The organism is Bradyrhizobium sp. LTSP857 (assembly GCF_000938285.1).
GTDB lineage: Bacteria > Pseudomonadota > Alphaproteobacteria > Rhizobiales > Xanthobacteraceae > Bradyrhizobium.
Map to the genome: position 1 here is coordinate 247,472 of NZ_JYMS01000026.1, position 25,068 is coordinate 272,539.

At 64.1% G+C, this 25,068-nt stretch carries 21 protein-coding genes and 1 pseudogene; 13 read left to right on the forward strand and 9 right to left on the reverse strand.

The window, feature by feature from the left end:
- Positions 1-272 precede the first annotated feature (272 nt).
- Positions 273-1,382, forward strand: coding sequence for a cyanuric acid amidohydrolase (gene atzD / locus UP06_RS15245; protein ID WP_045003535.1), 1,110 nt, complete (start codon positions 273-275; stop codon positions 1,380-1,382).
- 126 nt (positions 1,383-1,508) lie between these two features.
- Positions 1,509-2,978, forward strand: coding sequence for an amidase (locus tag UP06_RS15250; protein WP_045003536.1), 1,470 nt, complete (start codon positions 1,509-1,511; stop codon positions 2,976-2,978).
- Between the two features lie 37 nt (positions 2,979-3,015).
- Here the strand turns inward: UP06_RS15250 and UP06_RS15255 are convergent, their stop codons facing one another.
- Complete coding sequence (locus UP06_RS15255) at positions 3,016-4,242, reverse strand: LON peptidase substrate-binding domain-containing protein (protein WP_045003537.1); 1,227 nt, start codon at positions 4,240-4,242, stop codon at positions 3,016-3,018.
- 181 nt (positions 4,243-4,423) lie between these two features.
- On the reverse strand, positions 4,424-4,741 hold the full coding sequence (locus UP06_RS41510) for a hypothetical protein (protein WP_045003538.1): 318 nt from the start codon (positions 4,739-4,741) through the stop codon (positions 4,424-4,426).
- A gap of 231 nt (positions 4,742-4,972) precedes the next feature.
- On the opposite strand from UP06_RS41510, the gene UP06_RS15265 reads away from it, so the two are divergent.
- From UP06_RS15265 to UP06_RS15285, 5 genes are all read left to right on the forward strand, one after another.
- On the forward strand, positions 4,973-5,896 hold the full coding sequence (locus tag UP06_RS15265) for a PaaI family thioesterase (protein ID WP_045003539.1): 924 nt from the start codon (positions 4,973-4,975) through the stop codon (positions 5,894-5,896).
- A gap of 66 nt (positions 5,897-5,962) precedes the next feature.
- Positions 5,963-6,328: a hypothetical protein gene (locus UP06_RS15270; protein WP_045003540.1), complete on the forward strand. Its 366-nt coding sequence runs from the start codon at positions 5,963-5,965 to the stop codon at positions 6,326-6,328.
- 153 nt (positions 6,329-6,481) lie between these two features.
- A complete protein-coding gene (locus UP06_RS15275; protein ID WP_045003541.1) occupies positions 6,482-7,753 on the forward strand; it encodes a M48 family metalloprotease in 1,272 nt (423 codons plus the stop codon).
- A complete protein-coding gene (locus tag UP06_RS15280) occupies positions 7,750-8,142 on the forward strand; it encodes a hypothetical protein (protein ID WP_045003543.1) in 393 nt (130 codons plus the stop codon). The genes UP06_RS15275 and UP06_RS15280 overlap by 4 nt, the downstream gene beginning before the upstream one ends.
- The gene (locus UP06_RS15285) at positions 8,139-8,867 is read left to right on the forward strand and encodes a hypothetical protein (protein WP_156162988.1); all 729 of its coding nucleotides are present in this window, start codon (positions 8,139-8,141) and stop codon (positions 8,865-8,867) included. The genes UP06_RS15280 and UP06_RS15285 overlap by 4 nt, the downstream gene beginning before the upstream one ends.
- Before the next feature lie 19 nt (positions 8,868-8,886).
- Here UP06_RS15285 and poxB read toward each other — a convergent pair whose 3' ends face one another.
- The 3 genes from poxB to UP06_RS15300 all read right to left on the reverse strand — a co-directional run bounded on the left by poxB (position 8,887) and on the right by UP06_RS15300 (position 12,263).
- Positions 8,887-10,623, reverse strand: coding sequence for a ubiquinone-dependent pyruvate dehydrogenase (gene poxB, locus UP06_RS15290; RefSeq protein ID WP_045003547.1), 1,737 nt, complete (start codon positions 10,621-10,623; stop codon positions 8,887-8,889).
- 79 nt (positions 10,624-10,702) lie between these two features.
- Positions 10,703-11,335 carry a 2-dehydro-3-deoxy-6-phosphogalactonate aldolase gene (locus UP06_RS15295; RefSeq protein WP_045003549.1) on the reverse strand — a complete coding sequence of 211 codons (633 nt, stop codon included), beginning with the start codon at positions 11,333-11,335 and terminating at the stop codon, positions 10,703-10,705.
- 13 nt (positions 11,336-11,348) lie between these two features.
- A complete protein-coding gene (locus UP06_RS15300) occupies positions 11,349-12,263 on the reverse strand; it encodes a 2-dehydro-3-deoxygalactonokinase (RefSeq protein WP_045003550.1) in 915 nt (304 codons plus the stop codon).
- A 217-nt stretch (positions 12,264-12,480) separates the two neighbouring features.
- On the opposite strand from UP06_RS15300, the gene UP06_RS15305 reads away from it, so the two are divergent.
- Complete coding sequence (locus tag UP06_RS15305) at positions 12,481-13,578, forward strand: LLM class flavin-dependent oxidoreductase (RefSeq protein WP_045003551.1); 1,098 nt, start codon at positions 12,481-12,483, stop codon at positions 13,576-13,578.
- A 58-nt stretch (positions 13,579-13,636) separates the two neighbouring features.
- Positions 13,637-14,188 carry a flavin reductase family protein gene (locus UP06_RS15310; protein WP_156162989.1) on the forward strand — a complete coding sequence of 184 codons (552 nt, stop codon included), beginning with the start codon at positions 13,637-13,639 and terminating at the stop codon, positions 14,186-14,188.
- 9 nt (positions 14,189-14,197) lie between these two features.
- Here UP06_RS15310 and UP06_RS15315 read toward each other — a convergent pair whose 3' ends face one another.
- The 4 genes and pseudogenes from UP06_RS15315 to UP06_RS15330 form a co-directional block, all read right to left on the reverse strand.
- Positions 14,198-16,054, reverse strand: coding sequence for a sigma-54-dependent Fis family transcriptional regulator (locus tag UP06_RS15315; protein WP_045003552.1), 1,857 nt, complete (start codon positions 16,052-16,054; stop codon positions 14,198-14,200).
- Positions 16,055-16,162: 108 nt separating this feature from the next.
- Positions 16,163-19,468 carry an acetyl-CoA carboxylase family protein gene (locus tag UP06_RS15320; RefSeq protein WP_045003553.1) on the reverse strand — a complete coding sequence of 1,102 codons (3,306 nt, stop codon included), beginning with the start codon at positions 19,466-19,468 and terminating at the stop codon, positions 16,163-16,165.
- A 128-nt stretch (positions 19,469-19,596) separates the two neighbouring features.
- Positions 19,597-20,264, reverse strand: a pseudogene (locus tag UP06_RS15325) (aspartate/glutamate racemase family protein).
- Position 20,265: 1 nt separating this feature from the next.
- Positions 20,266-21,039, reverse strand: a complete 774-nt coding sequence (locus UP06_RS15330) for a GntR family transcriptional regulator (RefSeq protein ID WP_045003555.1) — start codon at positions 21,037-21,039, stop codon at positions 20,266-20,268.
- A gap of 246 nt (positions 21,040-21,285) precedes the next feature.
- On the opposite strand from UP06_RS15330, the gene UP06_RS15335 reads away from it, so the two are divergent.
- Genes UP06_RS15335 through UP06_RS15350 form a run of 4 tightly spaced genes read left to right on the forward strand, consistent with a single transcriptional unit; the run spans position 21,286 to position 25,068 of the window.
- Positions 21,286-22,365: an ABC transporter ATP-binding protein gene (locus UP06_RS15335; RefSeq protein ID WP_045003556.1), complete on the forward strand. Its 1,080-nt coding sequence runs from the start codon at positions 21,286-21,288 to the stop codon at positions 22,363-22,365.
- A gap of 1 nt (position 22,366) precedes the next feature.
- The gene (locus tag UP06_RS15340) at positions 22,367-23,410 is read left to right on the forward strand and encodes an ABC transporter substrate-binding protein (RefSeq protein WP_045003558.1); all 1,044 of its coding nucleotides are present in this window, start codon (positions 22,367-22,369) and stop codon (positions 23,408-23,410) included.
- A gap of 1 nt (position 23,411) precedes the next feature.
- Positions 23,412-24,269, forward strand: a complete 858-nt coding sequence (locus tag UP06_RS15345) for an ABC transporter permease (RefSeq protein WP_045003561.1) — start codon at positions 23,412-23,414, stop codon at positions 24,267-24,269.
- Positions 24,259-25,068: an ABC transporter permease gene (locus UP06_RS15350; RefSeq protein WP_045003563.1), complete on the forward strand. Its 810-nt coding sequence runs from the start codon at positions 24,259-24,261 to the stop codon at positions 25,066-25,068. The genes UP06_RS15345 and UP06_RS15350 overlap by 11 nt, the downstream gene beginning before the upstream one ends.

The following is a 25,068-nucleotide window of genomic DNA, read 5'->3' on the forward strand; positions in this document are numbered from 1 at the left end:
TCTCGCCACAATCGTGGGGGCGGCGGCCCAGCGCTGTGTTGCGTCGATCAAGATATTAGCCCGTCATCCTGAGGTGCGAGCCATGGGGCGCAACGCGCCACATGGTGAGCCTCGAAGGATGAACGGCCAAGAGCCGGGCCGTCGCCCTTCGAGACGCGCAAGAGCGCGCACCTCAGGGTGACGGTGTGAGAGCACGGCTTGTGGCTTGACATGCACCCCGGTTCCACGGCTGGTTTACGTGCCGGGCCCCTAAAGCCCACACGAGGACTAGAATGCGGACGACATCGGTCGGCGTCATCAGGATCGCCACCAAGGGCCCCGGCGACGTCTCCGGCCTCATGGACTTGATCGGCTCCGGCGTGATCGACCCGAAATCCATCCTCGCCGTCCTCGGCAAGACCGAGGGCAATGGCGGCGTCAACGACTTCACCCGGGAATATGCCGTCGCCGCGCTGTGCACGGCGCTGGCGCCGAGGCTCGGCCTGTCTCCGGAGGAGGTCGAGCAGCGCATCGCCTTCGTGATGTCCGGCGGCACCGAGGGCGTGCTCAGCCCACATATCACGGTGTTCACGCGCCGCGAGGCCGAACGACCGGCCAGTGTTTCCGATAAGCGCCTGAGCATCGGCATGGCGCATACCCGCGATTTTCTCCCCGAGGAGCTCGGTCGTTCCGCGCAGATCGCGGAGACGGCCAAGGCCGTCAAGGCCGCGATGGAGGATGCCGGCATCGCCGATCCCGCGGACGTCCATTTCGTGCAGATCAAATGCCCGCTGCTCACCAGCGACCGCGTCGAGGCGGCAGGCGCACGCGGTAACAAGACAGCGACGACCAGCGCCTATACCTCGATGGCCTATTCGCGCGGCGCCTCCGCGCTCGGAGTTGCGGTGGCGCTCGGCGAGATCACTTCCGACATCCGCGATGAGGACGTACTGCGACGCTACGATTTGTTCTCGTCGGTCGCCTCCACCTCGTCCGGGATCGAGCTGATGCATAATGTCGTCATCGTGCTCGGCAACTCGGCGTCATCCGCGAGCGAATTCGAGATAGGACACACCGTGATGAGCGACGCGATCGACGCCACCGCGGTAATGTCAGCGCTTGAGAGCGTCGGACTTGGCATTGCGTCACAAGCAAAGGCGGGCCGCGAGTTCGTCAACATCTTCGCCAAGGCCGAGGCCTCGCCGAACGGCAGCGTGCGTGGCTTCCGTCATACCATGCTGGAAGACACCGACATCAGTTCGACGCGCCACGCCCGCGCAGCCGTCGGCGGCTTGATTGCCGGCCTCGCCGGCACCGGTGCGATCTACGTCTCCGGTGGCGCCGAGCACCAGGGACCGGCCGGCGGCGGTCCGGTTGCGGTCATTGCACGGCTGCCCGATTGATGCATCCGCATTAGAAGCTCACACGACCTCTCCGCCCGGCGCAACCCTGCCCCTCGCGCCGGCTCAGTTGATTCAGGCGGTCCCTTGCGAAAAAGGTGACGCCGCATCTCAAGGGATTTGAACTTCATGACTTTGCCGATGAGCTGGAACGAATGGGCACAGCACGATGGCGTGGGGCTGGCCGCGCGCGTCCGCAAGGGTGAGCTGACGGCGAAGGAATTGGCCCGCCAGGCCGCCGCGGCCGTTGCCAAGGTCAATCCGACGCTGTCAGGCGTGGTCGAGCTGTTCGACGACGTGATCGCCGATCCGGCCAAGGACGGCGCCAATCTCGCCGGCCCGTTCGCAGGCCTGCCCTTCCTGATGAAGGATCTCGGCCCGACCATGAAGGGCCGGCTCCAGGAGATGGGCTCGCTGTTGATGCGCGGCAATCGCGCCGCCGCCGACACATTCCTGACCGGAAAATTGCGCCAGGCCGGACTGAACCTGATTGGGCGAACGACGACGCCGGAATTCGGCGTGTGCAGCTCGGCCGACAATCCGGCCGTCTATGTCACGCGCAATCCCTGGAATACCGACTACACCACCTGCGGTTCATCGGCGGGAAGCGCGGCGATGGTCGCGGCCGGCGTCGTGCCGATCGCACATGCGACCGATGGCGGCGGCTCGATCCGCATTCCCGCCGGCGTCAACGGCAATATCGGCCTGAAGGTGTCGCGCGGCGTGTTCTCGCTGGCGCCGCACATGTCGGACCTCACCGGCCTCGTCTCGATCCAGGGCTGCCAGTCGCGCTCGGTGCGCGACACTGCGGCCTTCGTCGACCATGCCCGCGGGCCTGCGCCCGGCGAGTTCATGCCATTCTGGACCACGGCGCAGCCCTATAGCGAGATGGTCAAGCGCGATCCGGCGAAGCTTCGCATCGCGCTGTCGCACACCTGGGGTGACTACACCGCGACGCCGCACATCGCGGCCGAACTGGAGAAGACCGGCCGTTTCCTCGAAGGCCTCGGCCACCACGTCGACTATGCGCTGCCCGAGCTCGACTTCCGCACCGCGTTCGAGGCCCAGACTACCTGCTACATCAGCAATTTTGCCGTGGTGATCTCCAACATGCTCGCCGCACGCGGGCTGGAGCGGCCGCCAGAGGATCTGATCGAGCCCGTCAACATCCGTATCTGGGAAGCCGGGCGGCACACGAGTTTCGCCGACCGCGCCAGGATGCAAGGCGTGTTCAACACGACGTCGCGCGGCTTCGGCAGCTTCTTCGAACAGTGGGACGTGATCCTGACGCCGATCACCGCGCTGCCGACGCCGAAGGTCGGCACGAAAGAATATCTCACCATCTCCGACAATCCGGACGTGCTCGACTGGTTCGGCAATCTCTGGCGCTTTTTCGCCTTCACGCCGCTCGCCAATCTCTGCGGCATGCCCGCGATCTCGATGCCGATGGCGGCGCAAGATCACGGCCTGCCGCTCGGCATCCAGGCGATTGCGAAGCAGGCCAATGACGGCCTGCTGCTGCAACTCGCCGCCCAGATCGAGCGCGCACTCGACGGCAAGTGGAACGGCGGCAAGAAGCCGAAGGTGCATGTCGGCTAGGGGTCAGCGATCGCATTGAGATGCGATCGCCTGGGCTCTACTGCGCGCCCTTGCCAACGCCTCGCGCGATCGCTTTATCGGTGGGCCCGCGCGAGACACCATGATCCGCGAGCAGCCGCGCCGCGGGGCTTCGCGTTTCGGCAAACAAGGCGACAAGCGCATTGGCGCCGGTCACAGCGGCATAGCCCACCTCCTGAGCGTGGAGCGCGGCGCGCTGATCGACGCGCTTGAACGCCGCCGTGGGCTCGGCACTCCCGGTCTCGGTCACGGTGTGTTTGAGCTCGTTGTCGAGATATTGCGCAAGGCTTTGCCTCAGCCCAGCGAGATTTGCGTCGCAGGCGCGCATCACCGCAGATGCTTCCGCATCATCGATCAGAGCGAGCAGCAAATGCTCAAGCGTCGCGTATTGATGGCGACGCCCATCAGCGTGATCCAGCGCCTGCCGTTTCGTGGCCGCGTAATTTGCCGAGATTTGGCGCTGCGACAGATCAAGCAGCGCTTCGATCCGCTCGAGCCGTTTCATGGGATCGAGCGTCGCCAGCAGCTCGTATTTGTCGCTGACGGGCAGCTTCATCCGCGTCGCGACGGTATCGGCGATCTGTCCAGGATCGCGCGTTTGATCGAAGAACAGCCAGATATCCGGTACCAGAATTCCATGCGCCGCCGTGTAATCCTGAAAACGCTGATAGATCCTTCGGATCAGATCCCGGGCATCGCGGGCCGCTCCTTCGCTAACTTCAGCCGCCTCAGCCTGATAGCCAGAGGCTTCAGTCGCAAAGCTGCGTAGCGCGACACGCCGAAGCGCGCGCGTCAGCACCCTGAACGTACCATCGGCGAGCGGTTCGAGTTCGAGCAGCTGGGCCAATACGCCGATTTCGTAAACATCGGAAAATCGGGGTTCATCGACGGCCGCCTCCTGCTGGATCGCCACGACGATCTCCCGCCCACCTTCAAACGCCTGGTTCAGGGCCTGGACGGTTCTCTCGCGGCCCACAAACATCGGGTAAGTCGCATTCGGAAATGGAACGAGATCGCGCAGCGGAACGGCTGGATAGACCGCCGTTGTCGTCTTGAGCCGTGCAGCCGGTACAGTTGCGTCACGGCGCTCGGCGTGAAGCAGTGCCGACAACGTGTTCCAGTCGGCAACGCCGAGCATCCTCGACACCAGTTCGAGGCTCTCGCTGTGACTGATGGTGACGGCCTTGGTAGTCAGGGATTCGCGCAGGGTCTGCGCCATAGCCTTGGCATCGCGAAAATCGCGCATCGGTTCGTCCTCTGCATGAGCGATCCAGGTGTGTCAGGTGGTTGCGTTGCTGACCCGGTCGCTCGGGCAAAGGGGGCCGATCAGGGCTCGATACGTTCACCATTCCGCGGAGGGGGCAACCGGCAGGTCGTATCAACCTGCGTAAAAAATGGCGCAAACAGTGCGTCGAGTCAATTGCCGTTCAATTCTTCACCGCCGGAATCTCCTCCGGAGTCGGCTGCTGCTGTCCGAGCTTGTACATCGCCAGTGCCTTGTCGAGCGCTTCGCGCAAGGCCAGTGCCGCGGCCACGCTACAACGCAGATGCGCGGTCTGGACCACGTCGACCCTGACGGCAGCACCGACCGGCAGCAGGAGGTTGGCGGCGAGCTCGATCTGGATCGCGCCGTTGTGATGGCCGAAGCAGGACGCGCCGTCGAAATAGATGATCGGCGCCCGCTCGGAGCTGGAGCTCGAAATGGTGACGGGCCCCTGATTGGCGGGCGTCTCGGGGTCGGCCATGGGATACTCCTCGCGGGCAGTGGACGAACGCCCACCATCGTTGCTTCGCCCCGCCCTGTCGAGGCCAAACCGGGCCTAAAGCGCGATGTCATCGCGCTTTAGGTTATTGTTTGAGCATGATCTTTTCGGAAAACCGCCGCGCACTTTTCCGGATCATGCTCGAGCAGACCCGCCGTACAGCAATGCATGCGATGTTTTGCGCGGCGCGCGGCACTGGTCTAGAACGTGACCATGTCCAACTCTCCTACGTCCAGCTCACCGACCACGCTTGCCTTCGCGGAACTCGCCGAGGCCATCAAAGGCCGCCGTTCCGATTACGGCCATATCAGCGGACTCCAGCTCGACCGCTTTGCACCGGGAGAAGCCTGGTCGAGCCTGCCCTACCGCCCCGCCTTCGTCGGCGACACCGAGACCGGCGTACTGCATGGCGGCGTCGTCACCGCGATGCTGGACGAGAGCTGCGGCATGGCCGTGCAGCTCGCGCTCGACGGCACAAGTGCGATTGCAACGCTCGACCTGCGCATCGACTACCAGAAGCCGGCGACGCCCGGCCTCGACATCAAGGCGCATTCGGTCTGCTACCGCACTACCCGTTCGATCGCCTTCGTGCGCTCCACCGCCTACCAGGACTCCGAGGACGATCCGGTCGCGACCGCGACCGCCTGCTTCATGATCGGCGCCAACCGCACCAACATGCTCGCGGACATCAGGCTCGACAACCGCGCCATCGCGACGCTGGAGGCGCCTGAGGATCCGGATGGCCCGTTCGCCAACAGCCCGTTCGCGCGCTGCCTCGGCATTCGCGTCAACGACGATGGCACGCTGACGATGCCGTTCTCGCCAATGATCATCGGCAACCCGATCCTGCCCGCGATCCATGGCGGCATGACCGGCGCCTTCCTCGAGACCACCGCGATTTTTGGCGTGAGGCGCGAGCTCGGGATTGCCGCACTACCGAAGCCGATCGGGCTGACGGTCAACTATCTGCGCTCCGGCCGTGCGCTCGACAGCTTTGCCAATGTCTCGATCGTGAAACAGGGCCGGCGTATCGTCGCCTTCGAGGCGCGGGCCTGGCAGGACGATCCGGATAAACCGATAGCCTCCGCCTTCGGTCATTTCATGCTGCGCCCGACGCCTGGAAATGACGAGGAATAGGCGTATTTTGCTTGACGGCCGGGGCTTGGGACTCAACGATAGCGCGTTCCCACGAGAGGTATTGGGTTGCGGCATCCGATCGACATCATCGCCATGTTCGCCGCCATCTGGCTGTTGGCGTCGATGGTGCTTGATGCGCTCACGCCGAAAGAGCTGACGGCGGTCATGATCGCCATCGCGATCGGCCCCGCCATCATCATCACCGCCGTGTTCTATTATCTGCGCTGCCCGCGGACGGATTTCGCGGTGATATTCGCAGCGCTCTGGCTGATCTCGGACATCGCCATTGCCTTCATCTCGCCGAAAGAGCTGCCGCACTTCCTGATCGTGCTTGGCTTCGTGCCGGCGGCGATCATCGGAATTGTGCTGCACTGGCTGCGCTTCCAGCGCCGCCACGAGCGTCTGCCGTTGCCTTCGGCGAAACGCAGCTAATTAGCGAATTCGATGAAGCAACGAGGACGTTCCGAACGATCCTACAATTTTTGGGGAGGCTCGCGGAAAACGATATCCGCAAAGGATGTATTGCTATATGCTATCAACCTCACGCAGATGAAGGCTCGGACCCCGATTGCCGCGGAGTAGAGGATGTCCTCTTCCAAAGGCGCAGCCCAACAGGTGGACGACTTCTACGTCCAGCTGTTCGCGCGTGGCAAACCGCAAGAAGTCGAAATCGGGGCTCCGGACAATGACCCCGTAGCCCGCGTCATCGAGACGATCACCGAAAGCATTCTGCGCTACGCCGGGACTACGCTGAAGGACGTTGAGCTCGCGCAGTTGCTGCAACCAGACCGCGTGCTCATACGAACGATTCCGCCCGCGGGTATCGAAGCATTGACGATATGGATCGCGCCTCGGCATGTCATCGCGGTCAACCGAGGCCTTGCCCTGTTCGTCTACCGACTCGCCCGGGCGCTTGCCGCCCACGTGATCGTACGCGGGCCGAACGACCCACCAGCGCCGCCGGAAAGCCAGACGATTGGCATCATCGCCTCCCTGCTGGACTGGATGGCGTCACCCGTGCGCGCACCGCTTGTGGAGGATTGGCCGGTCGGACCACGCGAGACGAAAACTGCGGAGAACTTCGCAACCTCGGCTGAGCGCTTCGTAATCGCGCACGAAGTCGGGCACATCCTGCACAAGCACCTGATCACAGACTCCGCCAAGGTGGATCTCGCAAAGGCTTCCCTCGCGGAACTCGATAAACGGCCGGTCGAACAGGAGATCGAAGCCGACGTGAGTGGCACCTTCATTTCGATCGAGTCGATGGACAAAGACGGGATCGATCCGCGTGCAGCAGTCACCGGCATTTATTTTTTTCTGCGCGCCGTCCAGCTTGGAGAGCTGGTCGGCGCCATTGAGGTCGACGAGGCACATCGCCCGGCCGAAGAGCGGCTCAATATTTGCGATCACGTGATTGGCGAACGCTATGGATCGCATGCGCCCGTGCTGCGACAATGGGCTCGTTCAAGCGACGAATTGCTCGAACGGTTCGCCAGGGCAGCACTCAAGGAGCGAGATCGACGTCGGCTGGTGGCGGCCGCGCGCATGGACGAGGTTCTGCGGACCACGACGTGGAGCATGGGCCAGCGTGATATCGCGCGAGACACGGCGCTGCTGAAGGAAATGCAGTCTCTGATGTCGCATTCGCCCAGTGCCGTCGTGGAGGCCCTGGCCGCGAACCTCTGTGACGCCGACACATACAGGCAGGTCCTGCAATCCGCTTCATCTGTTGAGGCGCTCGAGCGGGACGATCGCTGGCGGCGTCATCAAATCGCGCACTTCATCGCCCGATACGCGCCAGTTCCGGTAAAGCAGTGCCTAGGTGTACGATTTCCAATCATGGGGGGCCAAGCTTGAAGAAGCCGCTCAAATACATCGACCAGCCCGATCCCACGTGGTCGGCCTTGGCCGTCGAAAGTTTCAACGTAACTCCGCGTCCGGATGCCCATGACCCAATGGTGCTTGAGCTGGATGGCAATTGCCCGCGCTGCAAAGACCACATGCAACACAGCGAGTTCCTGATCGCGTTCAAGGGCGTGGCTCCGACGAGCCCCGAAACCCTGCGCGCGACGGTCAAGACGTTGCGGGATGCTGGGATGATCAACGGACCGCTGCTACCTGTAGAGTTCAGCGTCCGGTGCCGCTGCCAGGTTGTGCACCCCGACGGTCTCGGACGCTCCGGACTCACCGGATGTGGCGCGACCTGGAAGATGCGTATCGAGAGCGTCGACGAGGAACACTCGTGAACGACACTGCGCCATCACATGTGAATGCAAGATCGAGTGGACCGGTCATCAAGCCAGTTCCACCGCACGATCCGATGCCCAGCGCAAGCGAACTTGGCGACCGAGCCCGCCTGGCGGAAGAGGTCAAGGGCGCCCTTGAGCGGGTTAGGAAGACGGCTGAAAGCTGGCGAACCGGTACAGCAGGTCTTCTCACCTTGGTCACGACCATCCTGCTCTTCAAAGGTCAGGGTACGATCAACGCATATGAACCCTGGGTCCAATATGCACTCGGCGGGCTCACCTTGCTCGCGGTCGTTCTGGCGATGATTTCGTTATGGCTGTTCCTCCTGGCTGCTTATGGCAGACTGCGAACGGTCACCGTACAGTCCATACTGACTGAAGGCGGGGTCGACATTCGCAACGTGAACCTGGCGACGGCGGCATTGAACGATCTGGGCTGGGCCCAGCTCCTTGCAGTTATCAGCGCAGCATTGCTCGCGGCCGCGATTGCGTTGTCCTGGTACGGACCGACAGCAGCAAGCAAACCCCTTGCATTCGTCAAAATGGTCGTTCGCGGCGCAACGGCAAGCCAACCCACCGAGACTCTGTGCGGAGAGTTAACAGCGCAGGACGGCACCAACACCGTCCTGAAGATCAAGGGCGAGCCCGATGCCAGGCGGCTCCCGACTCCGCAACTGGTTTCCCTGGTGCTGGTCGCGACTTGCGCGCAGGAAGCGACGAAATAGCGCGCCAGTCTCGTTGCGCCTAGCGCGACAGCAGATTCGTTTTCGCCAGATCCAGCACCTCGTCGCCGCGGCCGTTCATCACCGCACGCAGCACCCAGAGGCTAAAGCCCTTGATCTGCTCGGGCGTGATGGTCGGCGGCATCGACAACTCCTGCTTGGCGGTGACGACATCGAGCAGCGCCGGCCCATTGTGGGCCAGCATTTCCTTCATCGCGCCCGGAAGCTCGCCGGGATCCTCGACGCGTTTGGCGAAGATGCCCATCGCGCGCGCCATCGCGGCGAAGTCGGGATTCTCCAGGTCGACATTGGTGTCGACGAAGCCGGCCGCCTTCATCTCCAGTGCGACGAAGCCGAGCACGCCGTTGTTGAAGACCACGACCTTCACCGGCAGCTTCATCTGCGTCAGCGTGATCAAATCGCCCATCAGCATGGTGAAACCGCCGTCGCCCGAAAGCGAGATCACCTGACGGCTGGGCTGCGAGGCCTGCGCACCGATTGCCTGCGGCATGGCGTTGGCCATCGAGCCGTGCACGAAGGAGCCGATCAGCCGGCGGCGGCCGTTCATGTCGAGATAGCGGGCGGCCCACACCGTCGGTGTGCCGACATCAGCGGTGAACACTGCGTCATCAGAAGCATGATCGCTGATGACCTTGGCGAGATATTGCGGATGGATCGGCTTGCTGCCCGGCGTGCCCTTGGCAAGCGAGTCGAGCCCTTCCCGCGCTTTCTTGTAGTGTGCAACAGCATCGTCGAGATGCTTTCGCTGCGTCTTGCTCTTCAAGAGTGGCAGCAGCGCCTCGATGGTGAGCTTGACGTCGCCGACGAGACCGAGATCGATCTTGCAGCGCCGGCCGAGATTCTCGGGGCGGATATCGATCTGCGCAACCTGGCAGTCGGTCGGGAAGAACTGCTTGTAGGGGAAATCGGTGCCGAGCATCACCAGCGCGTCACAGGCATGCATGGCGGCATAGCCCGAGGAGAAGCCGATGAAGCCGGTCATGCCGACGTCGTAGGGGTTTTCGTATTCGACATGCTCCTTGCCGCCGAGCGCATGCACAATCGGGCTCTTCAAGGCCTCGGCAAGCTGCATCAAGGGCGCATGCGCGCCAGCGCAGCCGCGGCCACAAAACAGCGTGATGCGCTCAGCACCATTGAGGAGATCCGCGAGCGCCTTCAACTCGTCGGCTTGCGGCACGACCTTCGGCGGCGACAGCGCAAGCCCGCGCGCCGTCGACAGCGCGCGCTTGGGCGGCGTACGGAAGGCGACGTCGCCGGGCATGGCGATCACGGCCACGCCGCGCAAGCCCACCGCCGCGCGAATCGCGTTTTCCAGCACATAAGGAAGCTGGCTCGGATCCGAGACCAGCTCGCAATAATGGCTGCATTCCCGGAACAGGTTTTGCGGATGGGTTTCCTGGAAATAGCCGCCGCCGATCTCGGCCGACGGAATCTGCGCCGCGATCGCCAGCACGGGAACACGGCTGCGATGCGCGTCGAACAGGCCGTTGATCAGATGCAGATTGCCCGGGCCGCAGGAGCCCGCGCACACCGCCAGGCTCCCCGTCATCTCGGCTTCACCGGCGGCCGCGAATGCCGCGACTTCCTCGTGCCGGACATGGATCCATTCGATAGTACCGCGGCGCCGCAGCGATTCGGTGAAAGCGTTCAGGCTGTCGCCGACGATGCCATAGATGCGCTTGACGCCGGCCTGTTCGAGCGTTGCCACAAACAGATCAGCTATGTTGTTGATCGCCATGTCGGTCTCCTGATCTCGCCGGTAACGCAAGATAGGACACTAAGCCGCCGTGACGGCATCACGGCTTGTTTATTACTGCTCAATCTTTCACAATCGCCCGATCGTAGGCCGCGATCGTCGCCTTGGCGCGGGCGGCGACATCGGCCGCATTCATGCCGGGCTTGTAGAGGCTGGAGCCGAGCCCGAAGGCGGTCACGCCGCCCTTGATATACTCCGCAAAATTCTGGTCGGAGACGCCGCCGACGGCCGCGATCAGCACGCCGGCCGGCAGCACGGCGCGGATCGCGGCGATGCCGGAGGCGCCGAGCACGCTGGCCGGAAAGAACTTCAAACCCGATGCGCCGGAGCGCGCCGCGAGCAACGCTTCGGTCGGCGAGAATACGCCCGGCAACGTGACCATCGCGTACTGATGGGCACGCGCGAGCACCAGCGTATCCACATTCGGCGAGACCATCAGCTTGCCGCCGACGTCGTTGAGGCGATCGACATCTGCGGTCGTCAGCACCGTGCCGGCGCCGATCAGCACGCCGGCCGGCGCCTGCTTCACGGCAAGTCCGATGGAGCGGAACGGATCGGGCGAATTCAAGGGAATCTCGATCGCGGTCATGCCGGCCTCGATCAGCACGCCGACGATGGCCTCGGTCTCCTCCGGCTTCACGCCGCGCAGGATCGCAACCAACGGTCGCTTCATCGGCGGAAAGGGAATGCTCATCTTGGGAGTCCTTCTATTTCACCCAGATCGCGGCCGCCGCCATCGACAGGCCGCGGCGGACGGCTTCGTCGGCATCGATCGGCTTCACCGCGACCGACAGCGCGTCAAAGGCCAGCTGGTACAACATCGCGAGCCGTCCCGACGCAATCAGCGTGACGCCAGCTTTCGGCAACGTCCCGGAAAGTCCTGCCGCGAGTTCGACCCCGATCAACGTGCCCGACAGCCTTTCGCGCGCGGCGGACGGCGTGCCGCCGAACAGGAGCTGTCGCGACCGCGCGCCAAACAGGAGATTGGCGGCGAAAGCAGGCGCCTCGTATGCGGCAATGACGGCGGCCCTGAAACTCGCGACGTCTTCGGCGTCATCGGCGCCGGCGACCGCGAGCGACAAGATCGTCTCGCGCGAGATCACGCTGAAAAGCTCACCGGTCATGAAGGTGGAAAAATGTTCGACCATCCCGCCCTTCATGCGCACCCATTTCGAATGGGTGCCGGGCATGCACACCAGCGTCTCGCCCGTGGCATCCAGGCCAAGCGCGCCGAGCAATTGCGTCTCTTCACCCCGCATCACGTCCGGCGCCCTGGCGTCGCGCTGCGCGATACCCGGCAGGATGCGGATGTCGCGTGTTTGGCCCGGCACGCGCGCGGCCTGCCTCAGGATGCCCACAAGCGGCGCCGGCGTGTCGACATAGCCCGCCTCGACCCAGCCGGTGCGGGCACCCGCCATACCGCAGACCAGAACCGGCAGATGCTCGGGGGCCTCGACCGCAGCGAGATGCGATTGCAGCACCCCGGCGAAACCAGCCTTCGCCGCCACCAGCATGCCCTCGTCGCTGCGGCGCTCGGCCAGAACGTGGCCGGCGCGATCAACCAGCCAGAGCCGAAAGCTGCTGGTGCCCCAGTCCACAGCGACATAGGCAGGCTCACTCATGTCAGTTCACGTCCTCGTCTCGCCGGCAAGACGCCGTCTCGCGACAATGAGACGACGCCACGCATTTCCGCCTCGGGATATCGGCTATTGCCGCTGCAAACCAGCCTTTTCTCGTCAGTTTGAGCCCTGACCCCGCTGGCACACCGCTTGCTCAAGCATCTCCACTCACATCCGTGAACCGCGCAACAAGACGCGTCAACATCAGATGAGGAAACCCATGGAGATCGGATATTTCACGATGCCTTCGCACCCGCCGGAGTGCGGCCTAAAGGAAGGAAACGACTGGGACCTGCTGGTCATGCGCTGGCTCGACGAGCTCGGCTATCAGGAGGCCTGGGTTGGCGAGCACCACACCGCGCCCTGGGAACCCAACCCCACGCCGGATCTCCTGATCGCGCAGGCGCTGATGCAGACCAAGAATATTCGCATCGGACCGGGCGGCTTCCTGCTGCCCTATCACCATCCCGCCGAGCTCGCCAACCGCGTCGCCATGCTCGACCACCTCTCCGAGGGCCGGCTCAATTTCGGCGTTGCGGCTAGCGGCCTGCCGAGCGACTGGGCGATGTTCAACGTCGACGGCATGAGCGGACAGAACCGCGACATGACGCGCGAGGCGCTGGAGATCATCCTGAAAATGTGGACCGATCCCGCGCCCTGGACCTACAAGGGCAAGTTCTGGACGGTGACCAAGCCGGACACGATGTTCGACTTCCTGAAGCCCCACATCAAGCCGTTGCAGGCGCCGCATCCGCCGATCGGCGTTGCCGGGCTGTCGAAGAACTCGGACACACTGAAGCTCGCCGGCGAGCGCGGCTTCATTCCGATGAGCCTCAACCTCAACCCGGCCTATGTCGGCAGCCATTGGGACTCGGTCGAGATCGGCGCCGCCAAGACCGGCCGCAAGCCGAACCGCCAGGACTGGCGGCTGGTGCGCGAGGTGTTCGTCGCCGACACGGATGAAGAGGCCTGGAAGCTCTCGACCGGCGACATGATGGGCCGGATGATGGGCGAGTACTTCCTGCCCCTGCTCGGCCATTTCGGCTTCAAGGACTATCTGAAGCACGCGCCCGACGTGCCCGACAGCGACGTCACCGTCGAATATTGCGCCAAGCGGAACTGGATCGTCGGCTCGCCCGCAACCGTCGCCGAGAAGATCGAGAAGATCTACGACGAGGTCGGCGGCTTCGGCGTGCTCCTCGTGTTCGGTTTCGACTACAAGCACAAGCCGGAAGCCTGGAAGCATTCGCTCTCCCTGCTCAGCAACGAGGTGATGCCGCGCCTGAAGCATCTCGGCGGTGCGCGCAGGGCGGCTTGACCGGAAGGCGGGTGCGGCGCGATCCTGCCGCACCCGCATCTATTTCGGAGATTTGGGCGTGACGGTCGACGCAAAGGATTTCAAACAGGCGATGCGCCAATGTGCCGGCGCCGTCGCGCTGGTCACGGTCGGCGCCGAGCATGGCAAGCGCACCGGGCTGACGGTGACCTCGGCCTGCTCGCTGTCGGACAATCCGCCGTCGCTGATCGTCTGCGTCAATCGCAACGCCAGCGCACATGCGCGCATTCGTGAGGAAGCCGCCTTCGCGATCAACTTCCTCCACGAGGATCACGCGCTGCTGGCGCTCACCTTCAGCGGCCAGAAAGGCGTCAACGGCGACGACCGTTTTGCCTTCGGGCAATGGACCCGCGGGGCGACCGGCGCGCCGGTGTTGACGGATGCGGTTGCCGCATTCGACTGCGTGCTGGCACAGGAATTCGAGACGACAACGCATTCGATCTTCGTCGGCGAGGTACGCGGCGTGTCGCATTCCGACGGGGCGCCGCTGGTGTATCTGCGCAGCAGCTTCCACATCCCTCAAGAAATCCGCGGCACCGTTTCGGTCGGCGATCTCGATTCGCGACATCTGAGCTGGAGCGATTTTTCGTAGAGAGCGGCGCTACTGCGCCGTCTCAATCTTCAGCAGCTTGATCTTCCGATACAGCGTGGCACGGCTGAGTTTTAGCGCGCGCGCCGCCTCGGTGACGCGGCCGCCATGCTTGCGCAACGCTTCAATGATGGTCGCGCGTTCGGCCGCGGCAAGATCCGACTCCGCCGTCCTCCGACCAAACGGCGGCAGATCGAGGTCTGCGTCGGTGATGATACCATCCTCCGCAGTGCAGCCGGCGAGCCGCAGCACGTGGCGGAGCTGGCGCATATTGCCGGGATACGGATAGGCCGCGAGCTGCGACCAGGCCTCCTCCGACAGGCGGCAGTTCGGCGCCTCTTCGCGCGCGATCTGGCGGATGACATCATCTCTGTCCGCGCGCTCGCGCAGCGCTGGCAGGCGCACCTCCATGCCGCGGAGACGGAAGTAGAGATCAGCGCGGAAGACGCCCTCTTCCGCCATGCGACCGAGGTCGCGATGGCTGGCACTGATCAGGCGAATATCGACGGGCACAGGCTTGAGCGCGCCGAGCGGCCAGACCTCGCGATTTTCCAGTACGCGCAGAAGCCGCGTCTGTAGCCCGATCGGCATGTCGCCGATCTCGTCCAGGAACAGCGTACCGCCGTCAGCCTGCACGATCAGGCCCTTCGAGCCGTCACGCCGCGCGCCGGTGAAGGCGCCGGCCTCGTAGCCGAACAGCTCGGCGTCGATCAGGCTCTCCGGCATCGCCGCGCAGTTCAATGCGACATAGTTGTTGCGGGCTCGGTTGCTCGCGGCGTGAATGGCGCGGGCGAACACGTCCTTGCCGACGCCGGTCTCGCCATGTAGCAGCACCGGTAGATTGTGATCGCCGATGCTTCTGAGCTGCTTCACGCTCTTGATCAGGCTGGGATCACGGCCGGCGAGCCGGTGCAGCGCGTCGAAGCGATCGACGGTTACATCGCGACGTGGCGTAGAAGACTTCGCGCGCAGCGGCGGCACAACATGCCCCTGCCCTAACGCGCTGCCATCGGCGCGGCGCAGCTCGACGAGCTCGTCGGCATTGCGCGCGGCGCGATGATCGAATTTGATGTAGCGTGACAGATCGATGCCGGACGCGATCATGCCATCGGTGAGGCTGAGCAGCGCACGCGCCGACCGGCAGGCGCCGACGATGCGGTGGTCGTCGTCATAGGCGAGCAGGCCGCTGCCGCCGTCGCCCGGCACGGTCGCGATCCAGGCGTTGTGGAAATGATCGCGGAAGATCGCGCCCTCCATCCGGCGCGTCGCCTCCATCGTCACTGCAAGCGCGAGCTGATGCGCGGTCCGTTCGAGATCCTCGCGGCACGAGGTGATGTTGATGGCGCCTGCAAGGCGTCCGGCCTGGTCGAACAGCGGCGCCACGGCGCAAGAGAACATGTGCCACTGCGCGCGGAAATGCTCGTCGCGATGCACCAGGATCGGCTTCTGCTCGGCGAGGCAGGTCCCCAGACCGTTGGTGCCCTCAAACGTCTCGGCAAAGTTCGAACCCGTATAGATCTTCCAGTCCATGAACATTTTGGCGTCGGCTTCGCCCGGCAGGCGGCTGAACAGCATCGTTGCATTCGTGTCGGCGAAGTTGACGCAGTAACCGGCGTCGCGCAGCACGCGGGCGAGATCGTCGAGCTCGGGCGTGAGCAGCCTGATCGTCTCTTCCATCGGCTCGACGACGTGCCGCACCTCTGCCTCGGTAAGCGTCTGTGGCGGACCCTGGCGGGCGGGGTCGAGCTTGTGGCTGATCAGGCAGCGCCGCCAGGAATTGGCGATGCGCGAAGAGGCGTCGACGTCGGCCACGTGATTGGCGACGGACAAGACACGGGCGACATGGTTCGAGGCCGAAAGGCTGGCCATCGCGGACGTCTCCACCCTGTATTATTGTGCAAAGTCTGGCACCACAGGCGGAGATGTCAATCGGGAACCGGGAACAGACGCGACGCCGTCAGAATTGCTGCACTGCCCTCACCAAGTATCAATGCAAGGCCGCTTCTTCCCTGTCCTCGCCGACGGCTTCGGCACCGTGCGGAGCCCTGCCATGATCCAGCGCCGCGTCTCGGCGGGATCGATGACATTGTCGATCTCGAACACCGAGGCGATCGAGACCGCCTTGCCGTTGGCGTAGAGCTCCGCGACCTTGTTGCGGTAGTAGGTCTCGCGCTCCTCGGGATCGGCGATCGCCTCCATCTCCTTGCGGAAGCCGAGACGAACATAGCCCTCCAGGCCCATGCCGCCGAACTCGCCGGTCGGCCACGCCGCCGTGAAAAACGAGGCGTGGAAGCCGCCGCCGATCATCGATTGCGCGCCCAGCCCATAGCCCTTGCGCAGCACGATGCCGAACAACGGCACAGTGAGGCTCGCGCCGGTGACGAACATGCGCGAGACATGGCGCACGATCGCGGTCTTCTCGGCCTCGGGGCCGACCATGAAGCCGGGCGTGTCGCAGAGCGAGACGATCGGCAGATCGAAGGCGTCGCAGAGCTGGAGGAAGCGCGCGGCCTTGTCGCCGGCGTCGGCATCGATCGCGCCGCCGAGATGGCGCGGATTGTTGGCGATCAGGCCGAACGGTTTTCCTTCAATGCGGATCAGCGCGGTGATCATGCCGACGCCGTAGTCGCGGCGCAGCTCCAGCACGCTGTCCTTGTCGGCGACGAGATCGATCACCCTGCGGATGTCGTAGACTCGCAGCCGGTTCTCAGGGATCGCGCGACGGAGCAGGCGCTGATCGGCCGCCTGCCACTCCGTCACAGCGCCCTGGAAATAGGACAGGTATTTTTGCGCGGCCCGCGTCGCATCCTCCTCGTCCTCGACGAGAATGTCGATGACGCCGTTCGGCGACTGGAACGAGACCGGGCCGACCTCGGCCGGATGATAGACGCCGAGCCCGCCGCCCTCGATCATCGCGGGGCCCCCCATGCCGATCGACGCATTCTTCGTCGCAATGATGACGTCGCAGCAGCCGAGCATCGCGGCATTGCCGGCGAAGCAATAGCCCGAGACGATTCCGATCACGGGCACGAGCCCGGAGAGCCTTGCGAACTGCACGAAGGATGGGCCGTCGAGGCCGGTCATGCCGAGCCGGTCGGTGTCGCCAGGCCGACCGCCACCGCCTTCGGCGTAAAACACCAGCGGCACGCGCCAGTCTTCCGCCAACGTCAGCATGCGGTCGATCTTCTTGTGGTTCATGTGGCCCTGCGTGCCCGCAAGCACGGTGTAGTCGTAGGCCACGACGATGCAGCGGCCGCCTTCAGGGCCAAACTTCTCGGCATTGACGGTGGCAACGCCCATGACGAGGCCATCGGCCGGCGTGTTCTTGATGAGATCGTCGAGCTTGCGGCGGCGGCGCTGCGCCGCGATTGCGAGGCTGCCATATTCCATGAACGAGCCGTCGTCGACCAGCTGCGCGACGTTCTCGCGCACGGTGCGCTGGTTGGTATTGCGGCGACGCTCGACCGAGCCCGGGCGGTTCGCGTCAAGTGTATTGGCCTGACGCGCAATCAGCTCGGCGAGATCGGGACGAACGTGGTCGAGATCGACATCGGCTTCGGCCGCCGAATGATCCGCCGCGACGTCGAGCGGTTCAAGATAGAGGATCGGCTCGCCATGCATCAGCGTGACACCGTCGCCGGCGACGAGCTTCATCACCCGGCCGCCCTGTTCGGCCATGACCAGATGCTCCATCTTCATGGACTCGATCACTGCGAGTTGCTGGCCGGGGCGCACGATCTCGCCTTCCCTGACCTGGATGGTGACGATGGTTCCTTGCAGCGGTGCCGCAACCATCACGGCACCTTCGGGTACGGCTTGCGCGACATGCGCTTCCGCGCTGTGGCCACCACTCCGTTCAGCCGCAGCGAAGTAGAGTGGCTTGGCCGCGCCATCGGCGGCCTCGACAAGCTTGCCGATGTTGCGATCGATGAAGTCGGTCGCGATGCGGTTGGTCCTGAAATCGGGATGCGCGAGCACCGCTTGAAGGAAAGCGATGTTGGTGACGACGCCGTCAATCCGGAACTCGCGCAAGGCACGCGAGGCTTTTGCGACGACGTCGTGCCAGGCTTCGCCCGGTGTGTGCACGATGACTTTGGCCAGCAGGGAGTCGAAGGCGGCACTGGTCTTGTAGCCGGCATAGCCAAAACTATCGACGCGGACACCGGGCCCCGACGGCGGCTCGAACACGGCGAGCACACCGCCGGTCGGATGCGTGGCGCCGGTCTCATCCAGCGTCTCCATATTGACGCGCAACTGCATGGCATAGCCGCGCGGCTTCGGGATCGATCCCTGCGCAAGGCCGAGCGAGGCCAGCGTGCTGCCTGCGGCAACTGCGAGCTGGGCGCGGACAAGGTCGAGGCCGAGCACCTCTTCCGTCACGGTGTGTTCGACCTGAAGGCGCGGATTGGCCTCGATGAAGGCAAAGCTGTCCTCAGCACCGCCGTCGACCAGAAACTCGAACGTGCCGAGATTGTCGTAAGCCGCGGCCGTTGCAAGCTGCTTCGCCGCCTCGATGATACGGCCGCGCAGGGGCTCGCTCAACGAAGGGCTCGGCGCCACCTCGATCAGCTTCTGATGGCGGCGCTGGATGGTGCATTCGCGTTCCCAGAGATGAGAGATCGCGCCGTGGCGGTCGCCGATAATCTGCACCTCGATATGGCGCGCCTGCCGGATCAGTCGCTCGGCATAGACACCGTCGAAGCCGAACGCCGCCTTGGCCTCGGACTGGCAGCGGGCATAGGCCTCCGCGAGATCCGCAGCGTTCTCCACCACGCGCATGCCACGGCCGCCGCCGCCGGCCATTGCCTTGATCACGATCGCCGCATTGCTGCCGAGCGAGGTGAAGAACGCCGTGATCTCCTCGACCGACGACGGCCCGCTGGTGCCGGCGATGATCGGCACGCCGCAGCGTTTTGCCAATTGGCGTGCCGCGACCTTGTCGCCGAACAGTTCGAGTGCCGCGACCTTCGGCCCGACGAAGGCGATGCCGGCGTCGGCGCAGGCCTTCGCGAACGCCGCATTCTCACTGAGGAAGCCGTAGCCGGGATGCACGGCATCGCAGCCGGCGCTCTTCGCCGCCTTCACCACGGCATCGATGTCGAGATAGGCCCGCGCTCCACGACCGAGGATTTCGACGGCGTCATCGGCAACACGCACGTGCAGCGACAGCGCGTCATCGGCCGGATGGATCGCAACCGTTGCAATGCCGGCATCGGCGGCTGCGCGCGCGATGCGGATGGCGATCTCGCCGCGATTGGCGATCAGGAGCTTCTTGAACGACATGCAGCGGTCTCCATGGCCCCGCGGCCAAACGCAAGGCGGCAGGTTCGATGATCCTGCTTCTTCACTTTAGCCGAGATCGTCAAGGGCGAGGAAGCCGGTCGCAAGGACCGCTCCCGCGGGCCGGAATATCAGCCAGCCGCGCGCGACGTGATGAGGCGAATAATCCGCGCCACGGCAGACGGGATCGGCGCGATGACCGGCACGGCGAACATCGGTTGAAGCCCGCGCGCGGCCTCGCCCAGCGGTCCGCCGCCGATGATGACCGCTTCCGCCCCGTCCCGCGCGATGCAGGCCTCAATCGCGCCGGCGAGAGCTGCGCGCAGCCGCGCCGGGTCGCGCATCAATGCTTCCGGATCGCCATCGGCGAACCGCGTGCCCGGTAGCAGGATCGCAATCCCAGCGCTTCGGGCAAGGCGTCGATTTTCGCTCCGAGCAGCGGCGTCGTGGTTGCCACACCGAAGCGACGACCACTTCCGGCCGCCTCCAGCATTGCCGCCTCTCCAATGCCGGCCGCAGGCAACGCCATGTGGGCCTTGATCCCGGCCAGACCGGGATCGCCGAAGGCGGCGACGATGACGCCATCGCAGGCGTGCTGATGCGCTCGCGCGATCTCCTCGACCTCAGGCGCAGCCGTATCCAGTGCCTCCGCCGATACGATCATCTGCGGAGCACGTGTTGCCGTGGCGTCCATGATGTCGAAGCCGTCCGTGGCAGCAGATTTCGCAATGGCGACCATCATCGCGGTGGTCGCCTCAAGACTGTTTGGATTGATCAGGAGGATGCGACGGCCGGCCATGCTATCCGCCCGCCCGTGCTGCACGCGCGCCGATCTCCTGGAAGATCGCGGTGAGCTCGTCGACCTCGTCCCTGCCCTCCTGGGGCCTGATCCGCTGCTCCATCTCCTCGAGGTGGTGACGCATGGCATGAATCGCGCCGGCCTTATCCCGGGCGAGAATCAGCGCCCCGATGTCGGGGTGCGCGTCGGGTGAACAATCCTGCTCGTCCGGCTGCTCGAACGTTGCGATAGCCAGCGACGTCCTCAGCATCAGTTCGCGTGACATGTCCAGCAGCACGCGGTTGCCCGCGAGCTTCGCGACCAGGATGTGGAATTCCGCCGTGACCGACAGTGAGGCCCAGCGATCATTGCGGTCGTGGCGCGCTTCGAGCTCCATATGCGCCTTCAGCGCGGCCTTGCCTGACTTGTCCAACCGGTCGATCGCCGCAGCCACCGTGGCAGTCTCGATCAGGCGCCGCGCGGCGAAAATTTCCTGGGCCTCCTCCCAGCTCGGCCGATACACGAACGCTCCGCGGTTGGGGATTTGCATCACCACCTTGCGCGAGGCGAGATGCGCCAGCGCCTGGCGGATATGAATCCGCGTAGTGCCGAACGCAGCCGCGAGCTTGTCCTCGCCAAGCTTTGCCCCCGGCTTGAGCCGCTTCTGGCTGATCGCGGTCAAAATGTCCTGAACCACCGGATCGTCATCGATGCTGCGCGGATCGACAGCCTCGGGCTTCCCGCGTTTTGGCTCGGGGCGCTTCGACTTGCGCTTAACGGAACGAACTCGCTTCATGCTTCGCTTTTACAGGGTTTTCTAATGTTGCCGCAGCCTATTTTTTGCACAAAACAACCGACATAATGTTTACAATATAGACACTTTATTGGCGCCAATTTTTGGCGCCTTAAAATTATCAACGTACTCACAATGCATTAGCTATCAGACAGGATTGGCACGGCGCTTGCTAACCTTCCTTCGTGTCGGGACACACGAACGACGGAGTCGGCGTTGAGCAACACGCGCGGACATTCGCTGGATCTCATGGACATAGGCCACGCGTTCGGCGCGACAGTTGCGCTGGACGGGATCAACCTTGCCGTCGCGGCCGGAGAGTTGATCGCGCTGCTCGGACCATCCGGCTGCGGCAAGACCACGATGCTCCAGATCATCGCAGGCTTCCTGCGCCCTTCCCGGGGTGAAGTCCGCTTCGACGGCGCGCGGGTGGAGCACATACCAGCGAACCGCCGCCGCATCGGCATGGTGTTCCAGAACTACGCCCTGTTTCCGCATCTCACGGTGTTCGAGAACGTCGCCTACGGACTGCGAGCGCGCAAGACTGCGAACGCCGAGGTCGCGACGAAGGTCGAGCAGATGCTCGGCCTTGCCCAGATGACGACGTTCGCGCGAAGGCTCCCCGGCGAGCTGTCCGGCGGGCAGCAGCAGCGCGTGGCGCTGGCCCGCGCGCTCGCGATCGATCCGGGCCTCGTCCTGCTCGACGAGCCGTTCTCGGCACTCGACAAGAATCTGCGCCTCGACATGCAGATCGAGATCAAGAGCCTGCTGAGGACATTCGGCGTCACCTCCATCATCGTCACGCACGACCAGGAGGAGGCGCTGTCGATGGCCGACCGCATCGTCGTGCTCAACAAGGGCCGCATCGAGCAGATCGACAACCCTGATGCGCTCTACGATCGCCCGGCGAGCCTCTTCATCTCGAGTTTCATCGGCCACACAAATTTGCTGCGCGGCACCGTGACCGAGACAGACCGCGTGCTGCTGGATGCAGGTCCGGAGATCGATCTCGGACGCTCCGTGCAACGCAGGCGCGGCACCCCGGTGACGGTCTCGGTCCGACCCGAGAACGTCGAGTTCGGTGCCGCCGAACGGCCCGGCGCAATTCCCGTCACGATCCGCGCCACTGTGCCGCTCGGCGCCGTCAGTGTCACCGAGGGCATCACCGCCAGCGGCGAGGCCGTGAAGATCAGCCAGGCGCGCGCCGCTACAACCGCGAAGGCGCAAGCGGGATCGAACGTCTGGCTCGCGATCTCAGATCTTTCGCGTGTCAGCATCTTCAGCACGCCGGTCGACGACGTTTCAAGCCAACAGCAAAGGAGTATCTGACATGAGCCTATCCCGGAGATCGCTGCTTGCGACCGGTTCAGCCGCCCTCGCCGCGGCAGGCCTCGGATTGCCGAGTTCATCGCGCGCCACCACCTCGATCGTGGCGACGACCTATCCCGGCAGTTTCGACGAAGCCTTCCGCGCCGTGGTCGGACCGGCCTTCAAGAAGACCGGTAGCGTCACCTTCACACCCCTGCTCGGTGTTGATCAGATCGGCAAGATCCAGGCTTCGCGCAATGCGCCGCCTTTCGACGTCGTGCTGTTCGACGAAGGGCCGCTGATTCCGGCGATTGCCAGCGGCGTGCTGGAGAAATTCCCGATCGAACAGTCGAAGTCCTATGCCGACATTCCGAACGTATTCCGGCATCCCGACGGCTACGCCCCTGTTATCACAGTGCAGTTGATCGGCATCGCCTACAATCCGAAGAAGATCACGACGCCTCCGACCTCCTGGGAGGATCTGTGGAAGCCAGAATACAAGGGGCGCGTCGGCATCACTGGGCTCGGCTCGAGCCTCGGCACCGCCTTCATGGTCGAGATCGCCAAGCTGAACGGCGGCTCCGAGACCAACATTGAGCCGGCTTTCGAAGCTATCAAAAAGCTCTTGCCGAATGTCAGCGCGATCGCAGCCTCGCCCGGCGCGCTGGCCACATTGTTCCAGCAGGGTGAGATCGATATCGCCTTCAACTTCTGGAACAACGTGGCGCTGCTCGCCGCCAAGGGCGTCGATATCGCCTTCGCCAAACCGAAATCCGGCGCCGTCGTGATCCGCACCAGCGCGCAGATCGTCAAGAACAACCAGGATCCGAAGGCTGTGCTCGACTATCTCGACACCGTGATGTCGGTCGACACGCAAAAAGGGATCGAGGCCGCGCCCTGGGTGATGATGCCGACTAACAGCAAGGTGGCGCTGACCGGCGCCAACCTCACCGTGGCCAAGAGCGTCGACGATCTCGTCGCCAACAATGTCCTGCTCGACTGGACCAAATTCCAAGCGATGCGCGGCGAGTGGATTACCCGTTTCAGCAAGGAAGTGAAGATTTAAGATGACACCGGCCAGCACAACCGCATCAAGACAATTGCTGCCAGTGATCCCGCTGGCAGCGCTGTTCTTCGCAGCCTTCGTGCTGCCGCTGGCCGCGCTTGTCGCGATCAGCCTGTTCCGGACCCCGCAATTTGCGGAGTTGTCGCTGGCGCAATATCTGCGATTTCTGTCCGACCCGTTCAGTATCAAGGTATTGTCGGACACGCTGTTGCTCGGCGCGGAAGTCGCGCTTGCGGCGCTGGTCCTCGCCTATCCGCTGGCGCTCGTCTATGTCGCGAGCGGCCAGTTCATGCGCACCCTGATCACCTTCCTGATCATGCTGCCGCTCCTCACCAGCACGGTGGTGCGCACCTTCGCCTGGATCGTCATCCTCGGCCGCGACGGCATCATCAACTCGGCGATGCTGTCACTCGGGCTCTGGCAGGCGCCCGCCCGGCTGCTCTATACTTGGGAGGGCATGGTTCTGGCGCTGACCCAGATCCAGCTTCCCTTGATGGCACTACCGGTCATCAACAGCCTGCTGCGGCTCGACGGCAACCTGACGAGGGCCGCCGAGGGGCTCGGAGCAAGCCGCGCCCGTACCTTCGTGACCGTCATCCTGCCGCTGACGCTGCCGGGCGCCATTGCCGGCTGGCTGCTCGTCTTTGCCGCCGCCGCGACCGCCTTCATCACCCAGACGCTGGTCGGCGGCGGACGCATCATTCTGATGCCATCCTACATCTATCAGCAGGCGGTCGGCGTGCAGGACTGGCCGTTCGCAGCGGCGCTGTCGCTGGTCTTCACACTCGCCGTGACCGGCATCGTCTTTGCCATCGGCGCGCTGTCCCGCCGCTACGTGCGAGGCATCGATGCAGCGTAGCTTGATCGATCGCATTTATTCCGGCGTGGTCGGAACGATCACCAGCTTCGGGATGCTGCTGCTGCTGGCACCGACCCTGGTCGTGGTCATCATTTCCTTCACCGGCGGTATCACGCTGAAATTCCCGCCGCCGAGCTGGTCGTTGCGCTGGTATGTCGAGCTGCTGCAATCACAGGAGATCATCGAACCCGCTCTGACGAGTCTCAAGGTCGCCGCGGCGGCGACGATCCTCTCTGCCGTGCTCGGTGGCGCGGCAGCCCTCGGGCTCGCGCGCAGCAGACTGAAGACCGCGCGCGCTCTGGATGCGCTGTTCATGTCGCCGATGGTACTTCCCGCGATGGCATTCGGCCTATCGCTGCTGCTGGTCTTCAACCTTCTCGGCATCCGACTGTCTGCGGCCACGCTGGTGCTCGGCCACACCATCATCTGCGTGCCCTTCGTGATCCGGATGGTTGGTGCATCGGTGCAGCAACTCAATCCGGGGCTGATCACCTGCTCACACAGCCTCGGCGCCAGCCGTTGGTACACATTCCGGCGGATCACGCTGCCGCTGATCCGCCGCGGCGTCATCGCGAGCTGCTTCGTGGCGTTCCTGACCTCGTTCGACAACGTTCCGGTGTCGCTGTTCCTGGCCGATGCCCGCACCGAAGTCCTGCCGATCAAGCTCTGGGCGATCCTCGAAGGCAGTCTCGACGTGCGCGTCGCCGCCGTCTCCGGCGTGGTCGTGCTGGTGACGCTGGCCGGCCTCGTCTGCGCGGAGATCTTCGGTGGCGTCAGCCGTCAGATCGGGAGCCGCTGA